The sequence below is a fragment of the Rhizobium sp. P2_G9 genome (genome assembly GCF_056403475.1).
This window is the reverse complement of the sequence record NZ_JBFUFK010000010.1, coordinates 59,155-75,512: the sequence shown is the minus strand read 5'-3', so window position 1 is coordinate 75,512 and position 16,358 is coordinate 59,155. Positions and strand designations below refer to the sequence as shown.

The window sequence follows — 16,358 nt, the reverse complement described above, 5'->3', positions numbered from 1 at the left end:
GCAACCCTAGAAGTTCGGTTTCAGGCTTTGTTCCATTTTTAACGATTCTGCAATTTCTGCGGGGCTTTCGCGCCCGTCAGCGCGTCTGGTTTGCGATTCCCGTGCGGCCGAATTTGCCGATATCTGTCTGATGCATATCCGGCGGATTGGCCTGTGCAAGGTCTTCGAGGATCGGGCATTCCGGTCGGCCATCGCCGTTGCAGTGATTGGCAAGATGACGCAACGTTTCGGTCATCGCCTTGAGTTCGGCGACTTTGCGCTCGAGGATGGCGATATGGCCGAGCGCGATCTTCTTGACCTCGGCGCTGGCCCGGGAGCGATCCTTCCAGAGCGCGAGCAGATCGCCCATCTGCTCGACGGTGAATCCGAGATCGCGGGCGCGGCGGATGAAGCGCAGCGTGTGGACGTCGTTCATGCCGTAATTGCGGTAGCCTGCCTCGCTGCGGTCAGCAGCGGCGATCAGGCCGATGCTCTCATAGTAGCGGATCATCTTGGCCGAAACGCCGGACTGCTTTGCGACTTCACCGATATTCATCAGGTACCTCTTCAGATTGTTTTCAGCGTCCGTCGATCGCGTGGCGAGAAGACGCAGCGCAAATTGCCGTTTGCGCTGATATAGGTTACTTTGGGCGCATTTTCAGGGAGCGCGAATGGGTAACCTGATCGTAGCATTCGGTCTCATGGGCGGTTTGGGCTTTGGTATCGGAGGGCACAGCGGCCACAGCGGCGGAGGCCATCGAAGATGTTCCTGAGCCTGGCCATCCCCTGGACGTGGGGAAAGCCAAGCTCGATCATATTATTCGACCCAGCGCCGCAGCCTCAGCGCATTGCCGACCACGAACACACTGGAGAGTGCCATGGCGCCGGCGGCAAAGACCGGCGACAGCAGCGCGCCATAGGCCGGATAGAGCGCTCCGGCGGCGACCGGGATCAGCACGGCATTGTAGACGAAGGCCCAGAACAGGTTCTGTTTGATATTGCGCATCGTCGCGCTCGAAAGCCCGATTGCCCGCGCCACAGCCGCCGGATCGCCACCCATCAGCACCACGTCGGCGCTTTCGATGGCGATATCCGTGCCGGTGCCGATGGCGATGCCGATATCAGCGGCGGCGAGCGCCGGTGCGTCGTTGATGCCGTCGCCGACAAAGGCGATGGTCTTGCCGCCGGCGCGCAGCTTTTCCAGCGCCGCCACCTTACCGTCCGGCAGCACCTCGGCCACGACCGTGTCGATGCCGATCTCACGGGCGATGGCTTCCGCCGTGCGGCGATTGTCGCCTGATATCATCGCGACGGTGAGGCCGCGCTGTTTGAGCGCGCGGATGGCGGCGGGCGTGTTTGGCTTGACCGGATCGGCGACCGTGATCATGGCCGCGGGCGCGCCGTCGACCACGAGATAGAGCGGCGTCCGTCCCAGCGATGCCAATCGCGCCGCATCGCTGGCAAAGCCTGAAATGTCCTTGCCGACAAACATCCGGTCGGCGCCGATCTCGACTATGCGGTCGCCGACCTTCGCCTTGACACCGAAGCCTGGCAGGGCTTCGAAATTCCGAACTGTCGGCAAGGTCAGGCCCTCCGACCTCGCCGCGGCGACGATTGCCTGGGCCACCGGATGTTCCGAGTTTGCCTCGATCGCGGCGGCCTGGGCCAGTAACTCGGCGCGGTCAAAACCCTTTGCGACGGCAAAGTCTGTTAGAGCTGGCTTACCTTCTGTAAGCGTACCGGTCTTGTCGAAGGCAATCACAGTCGCCTCGCCAAGTGCCTGCAGCGCATCGCCCTTGCGGAACAGGATGCCGAGTTCGGCGGCGCGGCCGGAGCCGACCATGATCGAGGTCGGCGTGGCGAGCCCCATGGCGCAGGGGCAGGCGATGATCAGCACCGCGACGCCGTTGATCAGCGCGAATGTCAGCGCCGGATCCGGGCCGAATATCAGCCAGACCAGCACCGTCAGAGCCGCAACACCCATCACCGCCGGCACGAACCAGGCCGTGATCGTGTCGACCAGTGACTGGATCGGCAGCTTGGCGCCCTGCGCCTGCTCGACCATGCGGATGATCTGCGCGAGCACAGTATCCGCGCCGATCTTTTCGGCGCGGAAGATGAAGCTGCCGGTGCGGTTGACCGTGCCGCCGATCACCGAGCCTCCTGCGGTTTTCTCGACTGGCATCGGCTCGCCCGAAATCATCGACTCGTCGACGAAAGAGTGACCATCCTCCACCACGCCATCGACCGCGATCTTCTCGCCGGGCCGGACCTGTATGCGATCGCCGATGCGGATCTCCGAGAGCGGGATCTCCGCCGATTGTCCGTTGTGGATGACGATTGCCGTCTTCGGCTGCAGGCCGATGAGATGCCGGATGGCATCCGAGGTGCGGCCCTTGGCGCGCGCTTCCATGCTGCGGCCTGCAAGCACCAGCGTCACGATCACCGCTGCCGCTTCGTAATAGACATTGGCGGTGCCGGGCGGCAGCACGCCGGGGGCAAAAGTCGCGACGACGGAATAGAACCAGGCGGCGAGCGTGCCGACCGCGACCAGCGAATTCATGTTCGGCGCACCGTGCAGCAGTGCCGGAATGCCAGCGCGGTAGAAGCGCAGGCCGGGGCCGAGAAGCACTGCGGTTGCCAGAACGAACTGCAAGATGCGGCTCACGCCCATGCCGATATGCAGCATGATGAAGTCATCCACCGCGGGAATGAAATGCGCCCCCATTTCCAGCACGAAGACCGGAGCGGTGAAAACCGCGGCGAGGATCAGCGCGCAGCCCAGGTTGCGGCTTTCTGCGTCGCGACGCGCGGATTGATCCTCCGGCGGCGCGACAAAATCAAAAGGGCGGGCGGCATACCCCGCATCCTCGACGGCCGATTCCAGCGTCCTTTCATCGGCCTGGCCGACGACGCGGGTCACCTCGGCGCGCTCTGTGGCGAGATTGACATTGGCGGTGATCACGCCGGGTACGTTTTTCAGCGCCTTCTCGACATGCCGGACGCAGGAGGCGCAGGTCATGCCCTCGATGGCGAGCGTGACACTCTCCTCGCCGCCATGCCTCGTTGCAGTATCAGTCAGTGAAACCACGATTCTTCTCCTTATTCTGACTGCCGAAGAAGATGGGGCTTCCAACGATGGGAAGGTCAAGAGGATGAAAGAAAAAAGTCGGCGGGTTGGTTGAGATCGGCGCGGGGCTCGTATGCGCGACGCAACGGTCCTTGCTTGTCTTTCATAAAACAAGACTCCCTGAAGGCACCCGGCGATGAAAGCTATTCTGTCACTTTCCAGGGTGGTCGGCGCCGAGTTCGTATGGACGCGTGAAGCGTTTTCCGTTGAACGTGTGCGTGCAGCATTCACATGTGGGGTTTAGATCGTTCTCGGTGACACAGGGATCGACTGCTGCCAACATATTGCTCTCATCGACGTAAAGACCGCTGTAGTAGGTGTTCTCACCAACCCGGACGACGGCATTCTTGTCGAGTTCGTTTTCAGCTACGATCCAAAAGATGGCGTCGGGGCGGTCTAATCTTGCGACCGCCTCACTATAAGTTTTTGCCCAGTCTTCTCCGACCCTGGAGAGAAGAAATTTGAACAGCGGTGTGTAATCGAGTCCTCGCTGCTTCTTGCCATGCATCGAGCCAAGCGCCGATTGGTTTTCTTGTTGGCGCTTCGTGTTTCTTTCCCAGGCAAAGTCGCCACCGGTGTGATGGCAAACGCCATGCGTCCGAGTGTTTACGGTTCGATATAGGGGCTTTTTGCGTTCCAGGACTTGCTCCTCTCAGGCAAATCAATTCCCCGATTGCATGCAAGCTATGACTATCGACTTCGAATGTCGACGGCGATGGCAAGCTTAGCAACCCATGAGCAAATTCGGTAAAGTTTTCCCTTCCGATTATGCTTGTCCCCAGGATAACCCGAGGGCGGCTCCTTCAGGGAGGCCAGCGCTCATCCCTTGTGGCGATAGCGCGCCAGCAGAAGTCCATAGAGCAGGGCGCCGAAGACCAGCGAACCAGACGCCACCGACAATGCCAACGAAAATCCCGCTGCATGGCTGGCGCTATGGGCGAGGATGGCGGCGGCGAGGGGCGGGCCGGCGATCTGGCCGATGCCGTAGAGCGCAGTCATCAGGCCGATGAAGCTCGTTGCATCGACGGGCCTCAGCCGCCGGGCCTCGTGCATGGCGTAAAGCGTGATCACGGTAAACGGCAGGCCGACCAGGACGCTGCCGAGCATGAAGCCCATGACCGAGGGCAGGAGCAAAGCGAAGACGACGCCGACCGATTGCACGATGTAGGACAGGATCAACACCAGGCGGCCGTCGAACCTGCGCGGGAAGAAGCGCGTCAGCAATGCCCCGACCGCCACGCCGATGCCGAAGACCGGCCAGAACAGATTGATCCAATGCGTCTCGCCCAATGTCTCCCGCGCGATGACCGGCAGATAGGTGGCGGTGATGATGTAGCCGAAGCCAGCCAGTCCGTAGGCGAGCGACAGGACCATCTGCTCGACCGTCCAACGGTCGCGGCGCCTGTCGGAGGAGGCGTGCCCCGCCGTTATCGTGCTGCGGGTCAACCCATCCGGCCGATAGACCGGCCAGACGACCAAAGACAGGAGCGCGGCCAGTATACCGAAGACCAGCCAGCCTGAGGCTGCGGAACCGCCAACCGAGGAGACGCTGGAGGCCGCTGCCCCCGAGAGCGCGATGCCGATGCCGGGACCGGTATAGATGATGCCGGCGAGATGCGAGGCGCTGCGGTCTGAAAGCCGCTTCAGGCTCCAGCTTGCCATGAAGACGAAGACGACGGCGGAGATGATGCCCGAGAGGAGCCGTAGAGCAGGCCATGCCCACGGCATGTGGGCGGCCATGGCCACCGTCAGCAACACCGTCATCACCAGACCGAAGCGTACCATGAGCGCATCGCTGAAGCCAAAGCCGAGCCGGCGGATCAAAGCGGGCAGGGGCATGCAGAGCAACGCGCCGATCAAGTAGCCGATATAATTGGCGGTGGCGAGCAGGCTGCCGCCGCCGATATCGATCGTGCCGTCGTGCAGCATCATCGGCAGGAGGGGCGTGAAGGCGAAGCGGCCGATGCCCATCGCAACGGCAAGCGAGATCGCGCCGGCAAGCGCGACGACAATCGGAGAGGCTTCAAGCCGGGTGGATTGGATTGCAGTGTCGGACATTGGAATTGATCCGGTTGGGTTTCTTCCTATATCGTGTCGCCAGAACTATCGATCAAATCGCATTTTTGAATGAGCAATATCAATCTGAATGATATTAGCCGGCTCGACTTCAATCTCGCGGTCACCTTCCTCGCCATCTGGCAGGAACGCAGCGTGTCGAAGGCGGCGCAGCGCCTGTCGCTCAGCCAGTCGGCTGTGAGCGCAGCACTGGCGCGTCTCAGGCTGGCGGCGGACGACCCCTTGTTCTTGCGCAGCCGCTTGGGCATGGAGCCTACGCCGAGGGCTGTCGCCATGGCGGCGCAGATCGGCGAAGGCATCGATCTCTTGCGCCAGGCGCTGGTGGTCGATCGCGGCTTCGATCCGGCAAGCAGTGCGCGGCATTTCTCTGTTGGCATGTCCGACGATTTCGAAGTGGCGATCGGACCGGCGATCTCGACTGCGCTGCTCGCCTCGGCGCCGCGGGTGTCCATCGTCTTCCGGCAGGCAAACCGGCACACGGCGACCGAGATGCTTTTGAGCCGCGAGATCGATCTCGCCGTGGCAGCCGGCGTGCCGGCGCGGACAGGATTGGTGGCCGAGGATATCGGCCGCTCCGGCTATCTGACCATCCTCAACAACAATCTCTGCCAACTCGACCTGCCGCTGACGCTCGACGCGTTCCTGTCGCTGCCGCACCTGCTCATCTCGTTCACCGGCCGCGAAGGGATCGTCGACGAGACGCTGAAAACCATCGGCCGGACGCGCCGCATCCACACGGCGCTGACACATTTCTCGTCGCTGCCGGCCTATCTCGCGACCATGCCGGTCATTGCCAGCCTGCCGGCGCATGCGGCGCGGGTGCTGGCCAAGAATGCCGGCCTGTCGCTGTCGACCATGCCGATCAACATGGGCACCTACATGGTTTCGGTGATCTGCCGGCGCGAGATCGCCGAAGATCCGGCGACCCGCTGGTTGATCGGCATCATTCGCGAGGCTTTCGCGGCTAGTATTATAGGCGTGGCAGATATCTGACGAGTCGTGGCGACGAGATCCCCTGCTAGATCTTGTTGAATGAAAAGCGCCGCGCTTCGCGAGCCCACTTGACGACTGTCTCCCGGTCAATCGGCGCCCCCCCACGCCGGCCCACGGCCTCCTTGAAGGCGTTGCGGATATCGTCGCTCTGTCCGTTGAGGAAGTCATTGTCGGTCGCCGGACTTGTGATGGCGCGAAAAAGGGCGTCTGCCACCGCCATTGGTTGGCCTGTTTCGATCGCAACCATAATCGCCGCGATCGGATATTCAGCGGGTATTGACGGCTGAGCATCCTCCTGGCCTTCCCCGAGAAAGCGCGCTCGGCCCTGTTCGTTTTCAGTACTGGCGCCTCGGACAATGCGATAGATGTTGATGAAGCGCTTGACGGTGCGCGGTTCGCTGCCCGCCAGACGGCCGATCGCAGGAATTTTGAGGAATTTGATCTCCTCTGGCTCCAGTTTCATCGGTTCGAGTTTAGGTGACGCTTTTGACGGCAACTCCGACTCAGGCTCGGATTTGAATTCGGATTGCGATGTGGACGGCTCTTGAGGAGTTTCCTCGGTCGGCAGGTCGTCTTTGTTCTCAACCACGACCGCTGCGTTTCCGCCCCCATTTTCCGATTGCCCGGTTGAATCTGACTTTCGCGTGCTGGATTTGGGCGTATTGTCAGCCAGCAGGGAGTCGACGAAAAGGGTGTACGATCCTTCCCCGCCGGCATTGCTCGAAGTAGTCAATCTGCGAAGCCAGAACGGGATCTGAAATATTTTTTCGAGGTAGCGGATCGCGAGTTGGCGTTCGGTGAGCTCGTCATCCAGCTTCTCCGCGCCTAGCAAACTGGGTTGCAATTCCTTGGCAAGCGCCTGCGATATCCACGCGAAATCCACTCCGACAATGACGACGAAATGTTTGAACGCGAGCAGGAGATGCACCGCCTGCAGGACCTCATAGACTTGCCGCGGCGTACATCTGTCGAGATCGTCAATGTAGATGATAATGCGGTCCGGGACAGGTTCATTGGGCTCCTCGTCCTTATCCTTGTTGTCTTCGGTTGGCCTGGGACCACCTCGTGCGGAGGGTCGTTCGCCGTTTTTTTCGGGAGCAGCGTTTTCGGGCGTCGTCGCATTTCCCAGAACGGTGTCGAGTTCCTGAAACAGACGCCTGACGCGGCTGATCAGACCGGTCTCCTTTGCCAGCGCTTGGGCTTCGGGATCGTCCTCGAGCAGATAGCGGAGCAGCTTCGGGGAACTGCCCAGCAGCTTCGTGGTACTGGTATAACGGGCCTCCAGCGCGACGGCCTTGGCTGCTGCGGCCTTGCAGGCATCAACTTCGGCGGCGGCGCGTTTCAGCGCTTCGTCCGCCTGGGAGATGCGCGTCAGGGCGGCATCCGTTTCTCCTTGCAGCGCGGCGGCAAAGTCGACGCTGCTCCTCAACAGGCTGCCGATCAGCTTCACGCCGGGCCGAAGAATCTGGGCAATCCCGGCGAGGCCGGCGAGGATGGGCAGTACGGAAAGCCAGATGGCCGGTTTCCAGTAGAGCAGCAAAGCACCGCCAGCGGCAGTGGCCACGGCGGCGAAGAGCCCCGTCATACGCCAGCCGCGTGCATGGATGTATCGAATGAGGGTGCGGCCCTGACCGCGCCAGGTCTGCACCTCTTTCACGATGCCGATGAATTCCGCAATGTCCTTCTCCGGCTGCTCCGGATCGATTGTCCGCCCCATCTCAGGGAGGTCCGCTTTAAAGTTTGCATAGGTTGCACTTACAGCTACCACCAGTGTCTGGGAGTATTTCTGGCTGAGCCTGTCCTTCGAGTCAGCCAGCGCTGTTTGGCGCTGCTTTTGGGCTTCGATCAGGGCCTTCTCGCTCTGGGAAAGCTTTTCTTTTGCTTGCTTTGCATCGTCGGACAATTTGCGTGCATGAGCGCCGACATCCGCGACTAGCTGCGAATGAATGACCTTGTCCGTGTTTTTATAGCCGCCAGCGCGCAGCTGGTCGAAGAATTCCGCCGTCAGGCTAGCCCACAAATTGGCATCGGCAAAATGCCAAGCATTGAAACGAATGTGGACGACATGTTTGACATAGGTCGTATCTCGGTCGAGGGGGTCGCCGTCCGCGAAATGCTCGCCAACGACTTGGTCGATCTCCCCTTCCAAGGCCGACATAAACGTGGACTTTCCCGATCCCCAGCCGCCGAACAGGCCGATCGACAGCGGAGGCAGCACCTCCCGCAGGCAAATGAGATCGGCAAACGCACGGACGTCCGCCTTCAGTCCAAGCGGGTCTTTCGGATCCAAAGTGGTATACGCATCGGAGGTAAAGTCACGCCTCCCACGAGGATCGGTTGAACCATCTGTGGTGGGTTGGCTAGTTGCCATCGGCTGCACGTCCGTCGCGCCGGAAGATGATTGCGGCGACGGGTTGTTCTCTCTGTCATCGGTGGCCCCGGACGCAGAAGAGTTGAGAGTTTTGCGCCAAATACTAGCGCGAGAGGATGGGTCGGCTTTTCGACGGACGCTGGTCCCAGGTGGAGATAGGAGGAGAATTCTGCGCCACCGCTCAATGTTAGGCTCCCGATCCTCTTCCATTCGATCATAAAGTAGATCTTGGAAGTCTTCGACGGGGAGTAGTTTTCTGCTGTATAAATCCTCAAGAAATTCCTGCGCGCCATGCGTGTTCGTTCTCAAGCACATGAAAGCAGAGAGAAAATGTCGGAAGGCAAGCTTCTCGCGTGTCTGCTCTGCAAACTTGCGAGCTTCTGCCGCGATGTCGTTCATGTTTTTTGAGGCGACGACGACTGCGTTTTTTGAATGAGCCTTTAAAATATCGCTTTCATCTCGTCCTTGCTTTTGAACAACGTCAAATGGGTCCACTTTCAGCCATTCCAGGAATGTCTGAGCCGCTGGCGATCTTTCCATTTGCCCTTCGTCCGCCGCTTTGGCTGTGCCTAGGCAGAAAGCACGACGATCTACGGTGATTTTTGTATGCTGCCGCGAGACATTTGCGAAATGCGCTGCGTGCTCAAGGACGTAGTGTAGAATGTCCTCGCCGTCCTGATTATCGAAGCAGCCAACGGCTTTCTCCTCCAGCACCTGCCAAGCGGTTGGCTCTCTCTTCCGTCTCTCGTCCAATGCTCAGCCTCCCGTCGAACAAGTCCGACCGCGCAGTTTCCCTGAAAAAGGAGACTACGCGGTTGATGTGATCCGCTGCGTTGCAGCATTTATCTTTGCGAGCAAATGTATGTTTTGCGCTTTATTGGCGTGCTGTCAATTAGGCAGTTGTCCGTCCTGCATACCTAGAGCGCAGAACGCCCGCCCTGCTTCACCGCAGGCAGGGCGTTGGATTGACGCGGGATGGTTTTTCAGTGGCTTTTCGGAATCCGCGGCAGGAACACCGTGAACAGGCCGAGCAGCGGCAGGTACGAGCAGACCTTGTAGACCAGCACGATGCCGTCCTGGCCATGCTTGTCGGCGAGCAGGCCGAGCAGCGCCGCGCCCAGTCCGCCGGCGCCGAAGGCGAAGCCGAAGAAGATGCCGGCGATCAGGCCTACCCGGCCGGGAATCAGTTCCTGGGCGAAGACGACGATGGCCGAGAAAGCCGAAGCGAAGATCAGGCCGATCACCACCGACAGAACGCAGGTCCAGAACAGGTTTGCGTATGGCAGCAGCAGCGCGAACGGGATAACGCCGAGGATCGAGAACCAGATGACGAAGCGAGCGCCAAAACGGTCGCCGATCGGGCCGCCCAGGAAAGTGCCGACCGCCACCGATCCAAGGAACAGGAACAGCATCAGCTGTGACGCCTGCACGCTCATGCCGAAGCGTTGGATGACGTAGAAAGTGAAATAGCTGGAAATGCTCGACATGTAGACATTTTTGGTCGCTGTCAGCAGGACGAGAATCAGGAAGGCCCAAAGCACCTTGTTCTGTGGCAGCGGCAGCGTACGGCTGGCCGGCGCCTTCGAGACCTGTTGCCGGCGATGGCTGACATACCAGCGGCCGACAAAGGAGAGCAGCACCATGCCGACCATGGCGATGACGGAGAGCCAGGCAACACTGCCCTGGCCACGCGGAAGAACGATGAAGGCAGCGATCAACGGGCCGATTGCCTGTCCGGCATTGCCGCCCACCTGGAACAGCGATTGTGCCAGGCCGTGGCGGCCGCCGGAGGCCAGGCGGGCGATGCGCGACGATTCGGGGTGGAAGACGGCCGAACCGAAGCCGATCATGCTGGCGCCGATGAGCAGCATGGTGAAATTATGCGCGTTGCCCAGCGTGATCAGGCCGCAGAAGGTGCTCGCCATGCCGACGGGCAGGGCATAGGGCATTGCCTTCTTGTCAGTGACGATGCCGACCACCGGTTGCAAGAGCGAAGCGGTGATCTGGAAGGTCGCGGTCAACAGGCCGATCTGGATGAAATCGAGGTCGTAATTGGCTTTGAACAGCGGATAGAGCGAGGCCAACAACGACTGCATGATGTCGTTGAGCAGGTGACCGAAGCTCACCGCAAACAGGATGGAAAGGGTTGCCTTCTGAAACCGGGGAACGGCCGATGCCGTCGACGGCACCGGTTGCGCGTCCGTGACCATTGCCATGGAAATGTCTCCTGAACCGACCCGCTCTTGCGTCGGGATCGTAAGGCTTACTTACATGTCTTGCGGTTGACCTGCTTTTGTGTTTTGGTCGAATTGTTTTGCGATTGGGCCAAACATGAACCGACATGTGCGAGAGCCATCTAAAGACGCCGTTGAGAAGCATGACCGTGCCCTTGCCAGGATCGAGGGAGCGAACGGCGATATCTACGTCCATGCCAACAGCTATCCGACCGGCTATCTGGTGCCGCGGCACATCCATAGCCGCACGCAATTGCTTTGCGCCTTTGCTGGCGTGGTGCTGGTCGAGACCGATCGTGGCCGCTTCATGATCCCGCCGGGGCATGCGCTGCTCATCCCGCCGCGCTTTCCGCATGCGGTGGAAATGCTGAGCGGCATGGAGATGAAATCGGTCTATGTGACGCCGTCGCTGGAGGTCCTGGTCAAGGACCGGCCGCTGGTGCTCGAAGTCACCGACCTGGCGCGGAGCCTGCTTCTGGAGGCCATTCGGCTGCAGGAGGCAATGACCGGTGGCCGCAAGGCCGAGCTGGTCCAGACATTGCTGGTGGAAGAGATCATGGCGTTGCGCGAGCGGCCGCTGGGTCTGCCGTTTCCGCTCGACGGGCGGCTGTCGGCGCTTTGCGCGGCCTTCGTCGCCAATCCGTCGCCGAATGCCCGGCTCGACGATTGGGCGCATGAGCTCGCCATGAGCCGCCGCACCTTCACGCGCTTCTTCCGCCAGGAAACAGGCGTCAGTTTCGTCACCTGGCGCCAGCAGGCAAGCGTCTTTGCCTGCTTGCCGAAGCTGTCGGATGGCCTTTCGGTCACGGAAGTGGCGCTGGAGGCTGGCTATGAGAACGCCGCGGCCTTTACCACCATGTTCCGCCGTGTGCTGGGCTCGCCGCCGCGCAGCTATCTGGGCAGCGGGATCGCAAAACAGTAACGCAGGTGGAATCGCCTCAAACAGCGGCGATAAGACTGACGGTGAGGAGCAGGCTGGCGCTGTTCGACAGCACCACGGGCAGCAGGAAGATGGATCCGGTCAGGATGATCATTGCTCTGCGTCAGGACGGAGCCTGCGGCTCAGCGGTGGAAGATGTCGAGCGGCCGGAACGACACCGGCAGCGTGCCGACGGCGAGAACAGCGAGAAAGGCGAAGGTCATCAGCATGGTCATGGCGGTCACTCCCGTTCGTTGATGAGCGTCTTGTGCCATGCCGTGATCGCATCGGCTGTTCCTTTTGGAACAAGCAGCGCGAGGGTTCGTTGCCCGTCGAAGCGCTAACCAGCACAACCGCTCGGAGTTTCCAATTAAGCGAAAATTTACCATAACTCGTTAGCTTCGTTTTCGTCAGGGCGATCCCCTGGCGCCACCCTTACGGAGCGAATTTCAATGGCCGTCACTGCCCTGCGCGAAGATCTAGCGTCTGCCCTCAAGCCCGAGTATCAGCCCCTCGAACAGAAATACGCCCGTTTTGATGCGTTCTTGAAGACACTCTGGTCGGACGTCTACCCGGAATATACGTCGAGCCTGCACGACTATATCACTGCCAGTGTCTGGCAGCGTGTCAAGGAAGCCCATCCGCTGCCGGCCGGCGCCAAGGTGCTCGACATCGGTTGCGGCCAGGGTGTGGCGCTGAAACATTTCGCCGCCGACAAGCTCGATGCGATCGGCATCGCCATCGGCGAAGATATCGACATCTGCCGCCAGAAGGGTTTCAACGCGGTGGAGATGGATCTTTCCTTCCTCGAATTCCCCGACCAGACATTTGATCTCGTCTGGTGCCGGCATGTGCTGGAACATTCGGTGTTTCCGTTGTTCTCGCTCAACGAGACCTGCCGCGTGCTGAAGCCGGGCGGCGTGCTCTATATGGAAGTGCCGGCCCCGGACACGGCCTGCCGCCACCAGAACAATCCGAACCATTATTCCGTGCTGGGTAAGTCGATGTGGCTGCAGCTGATCAAGCGCGCCGGCTATTCCACGGTCACCGTCTCCGACGTCAATTTCAATGTCCCGGCCGGCCCCGACACCTATTGGAGCTTCATCGTCCAGAAGGCTGGTTAACGCTCGTTTCTCTCATGTAAATGGCCGCTTGCGCTCCGGTGCAGGCGGCCTTTCCATGTCTTTAGAAGGTTTCGTCTTGTCACACGAGACGAGCTACGATGGCCTCTTCCTCCGGGCGGCTGCCATTGCGGAGCCGTCTTTCGCGTTGCGCGCCATGCTCATTTGCCCGCGACAAAATGACCTCGCCAAATGAGAGAGCATGGGGCTAATGTTTTCGGTCAGCGGCTTCGCGCCATTTTCCGGAGATAACCGGCTGCCTGAATCGCGCGTCTTACGAAGCTGGTAAGTCTCGCTTCCTGTTCAATCGCGATGGAGAGCCTAATGCCTTTCTCGACATACATCACTATCGATAAAGCAACCGGTTCATTTAACACGGCGGGGACCGATATCAGATACCTTGTCACCACTGCTGGTCTCATCGACGCGGGTCCAGGGGATGCTGCAGAAATTCAAGGGTCCGATGACTCGTTCATCATAGAGGGAGAAATCAGCGCCGCCGGGATCGRTATGAACTTTACCCCCTTGACGGGAGATAGCCTCAGCGACGAGCTAGTTGTCATCGGCAAAACCGGCAGCGTGACGGGAGCCGGCACTGGCTATGGCGCGATTGCGATGGGCGCCACCCACAGCATCGTCGAGAATTCCGGGTCGGTCTGGGGTGATACCTATGGCGTCTATTTCAACGGCGTCACAGATGACGGCAAGGTCTCGCGCATCGACAATTTCGGCAGCATGACATCGCAGGGATACGGTATCGACGCGCTCGGCGCCGAGGAACTGATCGTCCGCAATAGCGGGACGATCTCCGGGCCGAATGGGAGCTTTTTTGAAGCGTCCGGCGGTGCGATCGACAGGGTGATCAATACCGGCGAAATGCTTGGTAATGTCGTGCTCGGCGGCGGCAACGATTACTATGATGGCCGCAAGGGCGACGTGGATGGGACCGTCTTCGGTGGAGATGGAAACGACGTCCTCTATGGTGGTGCGGAGGACAATATCATCGAGGGCGATGCGGGCAAGAATACCCTGATGGGCGGCCAGGGCAATGACAGTTTCGTGTTCGCGGCGACACTGGCAAAAGGCAATGTCGATACGATCCTCGATTTCAGCCACTCTGACGATACGTTCATGCTGGACAGCAGCATGTTCACCGGCCTGAAGGCCGGCAATCTGCCAACCTCGGCCTTCAAGGAGATCTCAAGCCCGACCTCCACGGCAGGAGTCGACGGCAGCGACCGCATTCTCTACGACAAGGCGGATGGCAACCTCTATTTCGACCAGGATGGCTCGGGGACGCATTTTGATCGGATATTGTTCGCGCATGTTACGGATGGCACCATCCTCGACAATACCGATTTTCCGATCTTCTAGAGCCGCTCCTGCGGAAACATGCCGATCTCGCAGACGGCGGCATGAAAGGCGAGGCGGGCCGATTTCGACGCCTCGGGAGCATCGAGATTGGCCTCGCAGCGCCGCCGTGCGAGGCTGTAAAGATAGCCCCGCTCTGTCGGCGTGCGACCATCGAGAAAATGGATGGCCTCGCGCGCATTGCGGATAATGGTCGTCTCGTCGCCCCATTTCATGATAACCGGCGAATCCCATTCTGTGTTCATGTTCGTTCCCTAGACTAAAAGGCAGGCGATATGCCGCGGCCTATAGTTAACGCAGGGAAAACATGAATGGTTTCGGTGCGGTAGCGCACAAATACGAAGAATCGGCAATGCCGGCTCTTCGGCTTGCTTCGTCCTAATTGGCGATTATTTTGTGGGAGGCGATGTCAACTGTGATCTTGTCAAATCGCGATTGCGCCAGGGTCACTCTGTCGCTCACGAGGTGAAAGCCGATCGCGATTTTATCCTTGTCGGCGCTGACGCGCAGATAGCCATATCCGCTGTCGTTGTATTTCTCCATCGACAGGCCATCGGTGGTGATTGCGGGTTTTGCATCCAGATAGTCTACGGGAATGCCGAAATGCGGCACATCGGCAGGATGGCCGTGCGATGCGCGCACGATGGGATTGACGTGATGGCCGCCATCGCCGCAGACGATGAACGGGACTTCACAGGCTTGCCCGCCCATTGTTACCCTGCGTGTATAGCGCTGGTAGTTGTGTGCGTGCCCCGAAATGAAGGCATGGGGATAGACGCCGATTTCTGCGCAAATGGTATCGATCTCGGCCAGCATTTCGATGCTGCCGCTGTGCGAGCCACCGGTGCCGCGGTGATTCTTGGGCGGGGCATAGCTGAAAGGCGGGTGATGCACGGCAATGAGCACGGCACCCTGATAGTTCTCTTGCTTGATCTTCGTCAGTTGGGCCCTGAGGAAGTCCAGTTGGACATCGGTGACAGCAGGCCATTTGCCGCCCTCGGTGGAGATCACGCCCGGATCCTCGAGTGCATTGCTGAACAGACAGAGTATCCGGACGAAGGGGACGTCCAATGCGTAATAGACACCCGGTTGCGTCATCGCCGTGCGGTGCAGCGAGCGGGCCTCGGGCGTGATGACGAAGCTTTGCGAACAAAAGTTTCGTGAAAAGACTGCTAATGCAGTCTGAGCAGGCGGCGTATTCGGCAGGACGAAAGAGTCGTGGTTGCCCGGTATCGCGAAGATCGGCGCGGGATAGTCGCGGAACGGTGCGTAGAACTGATCATAATAATATTGCGACTCGCCGAAGCTGTAGACCAGATCACCCATGTGCAGCAGGAATGCGGGGCGATTGGTGGTGTCCGTGACATTGCAGTCCATGGTGAGCTGATCAGCGACGCTCAGTTCATCGGCATATTGCTTGCCTTCCTCCGTCGCGCCCGAGTCGCCGATGGCATGGAAGACGATGCGCCCCGCCGCTGTAATTTGGTTGACGACGTCAGGACCGCGCTGGCCGAGAGCGGCTGCCAGACTGAACATCTCGTCTGCCGCCGCCCGTGACGGCGGCACGGCAACGACCTGCGTCTTCAGGAGATCGTGAACCTCGTCATAGAGCGGCCCGTCAGACGGATGTTTGGTGAGAAAACCGGCGGGATCATGGCTTGGTTTTCCCTCGGAAAACACCGGTTCATGGAATAGTGGGGCTGAAAATGCGGGGCTAGGTGCTGCCATTTCAAATCCTCCCTCGTCGCGTCCACAGTGGATCGCGCTGACGCGGGAGACACTGCGTCATTTGCAATTCTACGGTAAAGCAACGTTTATTTATGATTGTCTTAACTTGCATTACACAATTCAATCTATGGAGCGCATGGAGGCTTTCAAAACTTGGCCGCGCGGCGCATTTGTTTGACAACAGCGGACGGGCCTGGCTTCTCGCCATGAAGCTTTTCAAACGGTTGTATCTGTTTTTTGTTTTCTATCAGTTTGCCGTCGCCACGCGCGTCGGCGGCTGCTTCGATCGCCTGCGAAGAGGGACAGATATGCGGCGTATTGACGCGGGTCTGCGGCGGCATGTTTCGTATCGCGAGCCTGCATCGGAGAAAGGCAGTCGGGATGCCGCAGCCTGATCGGTGGTGCGGCGCAGCCGAGCCGGAGGACGCGATGACCG

The 16,358-nt window shown here is 59.8% G+C and carries 13 protein-coding genes; 4 read left to right on the top strand and 9 right to left on the bottom strand.

Annotated elements, in window-relative coordinates:
• Window positions 1-76: 76 nt before the first annotated feature.
• The 4 genes from cueR to AC1DYF_RS10375 form a co-directional block, all read right to left on the bottom strand.
• The gene (gene cueR, locus AC1DYF_RS10390) at window positions 77-535 is read right to left on the bottom strand and encodes a Cu(I)-responsive transcriptional regulator (RefSeq protein WP_477876646.1); all 459 of its coding nucleotides are present in this window, start codon (window positions 533-535) and stop codon (window positions 77-79) included.
• Window positions 536-796: 261 nt separating this feature from the next.
• A complete protein-coding gene (locus AC1DYF_RS10385; RefSeq protein WP_477876645.1) occupies window positions 797-3,070 on the bottom strand; it encodes a heavy metal translocating P-type ATPase in 2,274 nt (757 codons plus the stop codon).
• A 190-nt stretch (window positions 3,071-3,260) separates the two neighbouring features.
• Window positions 3,261-3,617, bottom strand: coding sequence for a hypothetical protein (locus AC1DYF_RS10380; RefSeq protein ID WP_477876644.1), 357 nt, complete (start codon window positions 3,615-3,617; stop codon window positions 3,261-3,263).
• Between the two features lie 311 nt (window positions 3,618-3,928).
• Entirely contained in the window at window positions 3,929-5,167 is a 1,239-nt protein-coding gene (locus AC1DYF_RS10375) for a YbfB/YjiJ family MFS transporter (RefSeq protein ID WP_477876643.1), read from the bottom strand.
• A gap of 69 nt (window positions 5,168-5,236) precedes the next feature.
• On the opposite strand from AC1DYF_RS10375, the gene AC1DYF_RS10370 reads away from it, so the two are divergent.
• On the top strand, window positions 5,237-6,178 hold the full coding sequence (locus AC1DYF_RS10370) for a LysR substrate-binding domain-containing protein (protein ID WP_477876642.1): 942 nt from the start codon (window positions 5,237-5,239) through the stop codon (window positions 6,176-6,178).
• A 25-nt stretch (window positions 6,179-6,203) separates the two neighbouring features.
• Here AC1DYF_RS10370 and AC1DYF_RS10365 read toward each other — a convergent pair whose 3' ends face one another.
• Both AC1DYF_RS10365 and AC1DYF_RS10360 read right to left on the bottom strand, forming a co-directional pair.
• Window positions 6,204-9,302, bottom strand: a complete 3,099-nt coding sequence (locus AC1DYF_RS10365; RefSeq protein ID WP_477876641.1) for a P-loop NTPase fold protein — start codon at window positions 9,300-9,302, stop codon at window positions 6,204-6,206.
• A 230-nt stretch (window positions 9,303-9,532) separates the two neighbouring features.
• Entirely contained in the window at window positions 9,533-10,759 is a 1,227-nt protein-coding gene (locus AC1DYF_RS10360) for an MFS transporter (protein ID WP_477876739.1), read from the bottom strand.
• Between the two features lie 121 nt (window positions 10,760-10,880).
• Here AC1DYF_RS10360 and AC1DYF_RS10355 point away from each other — a divergent pair, with 121 nt between their 5' ends.
• The 3 genes from AC1DYF_RS10355 (at window position 10,881) to AC1DYF_RS10345 (ending at window position 14,197) form a co-directional block, all read left to right on the top strand.
• Entirely contained in the window at window positions 10,881-11,705 is an 825-nt protein-coding gene (locus AC1DYF_RS10355; RefSeq protein WP_477876640.1) for an AraC family transcriptional regulator, read from the top strand.
• 449 nt (window positions 11,706-12,154) lie between these two features.
• Window positions 12,155-12,826, top strand: a complete 672-nt coding sequence (locus tag AC1DYF_RS10350) for a class I SAM-dependent methyltransferase (RefSeq protein ID WP_477876639.1) — start codon at window positions 12,155-12,157, stop codon at window positions 12,824-12,826.
• A 507-nt stretch (window positions 12,827-13,333) separates the two neighbouring features.
• Window positions 13,334-14,197, top strand: a complete 864-nt coding sequence (locus AC1DYF_RS10345) for a calcium-binding protein (RefSeq protein WP_477876638.1) — start codon at window positions 13,334-13,336, stop codon at window positions 14,195-14,197.
• On the opposite strand, the gene AC1DYF_RS10340 is transcribed toward AC1DYF_RS10345, so the two are convergent.
• The 3 genes from AC1DYF_RS10340 to AC1DYF_RS10330 form a co-directional block, all read right to left on the bottom strand.
• Entirely contained in the window at window positions 14,194-14,439 is a 246-nt protein-coding gene (locus AC1DYF_RS10340) for a DUF982 domain-containing protein (protein WP_477876637.1), read from the bottom strand. The two genes, AC1DYF_RS10345 and AC1DYF_RS10340, sit on opposite strands and share 4 nt — an antisense overlap.
• A gap of 133 nt (window positions 14,440-14,572) precedes the next feature.
• Complete coding sequence (locus AC1DYF_RS10335; protein ID WP_477876636.1) at window positions 14,573-15,730, bottom strand: metallophosphoesterase family protein; 1,158 nt, start codon at window positions 15,728-15,730, stop codon at window positions 14,573-14,575.
• Window positions 15,731-16,068: 338 nt separating this feature from the next.
• Window positions 16,069-16,263: a hypothetical protein gene (locus AC1DYF_RS10330; protein WP_477876635.1), complete on the bottom strand. Its 195-nt coding sequence runs from the start codon at window positions 16,261-16,263 to the stop codon at window positions 16,069-16,071.
• Window positions 16,264-16,358 lie beyond the last annotated feature (95 nt).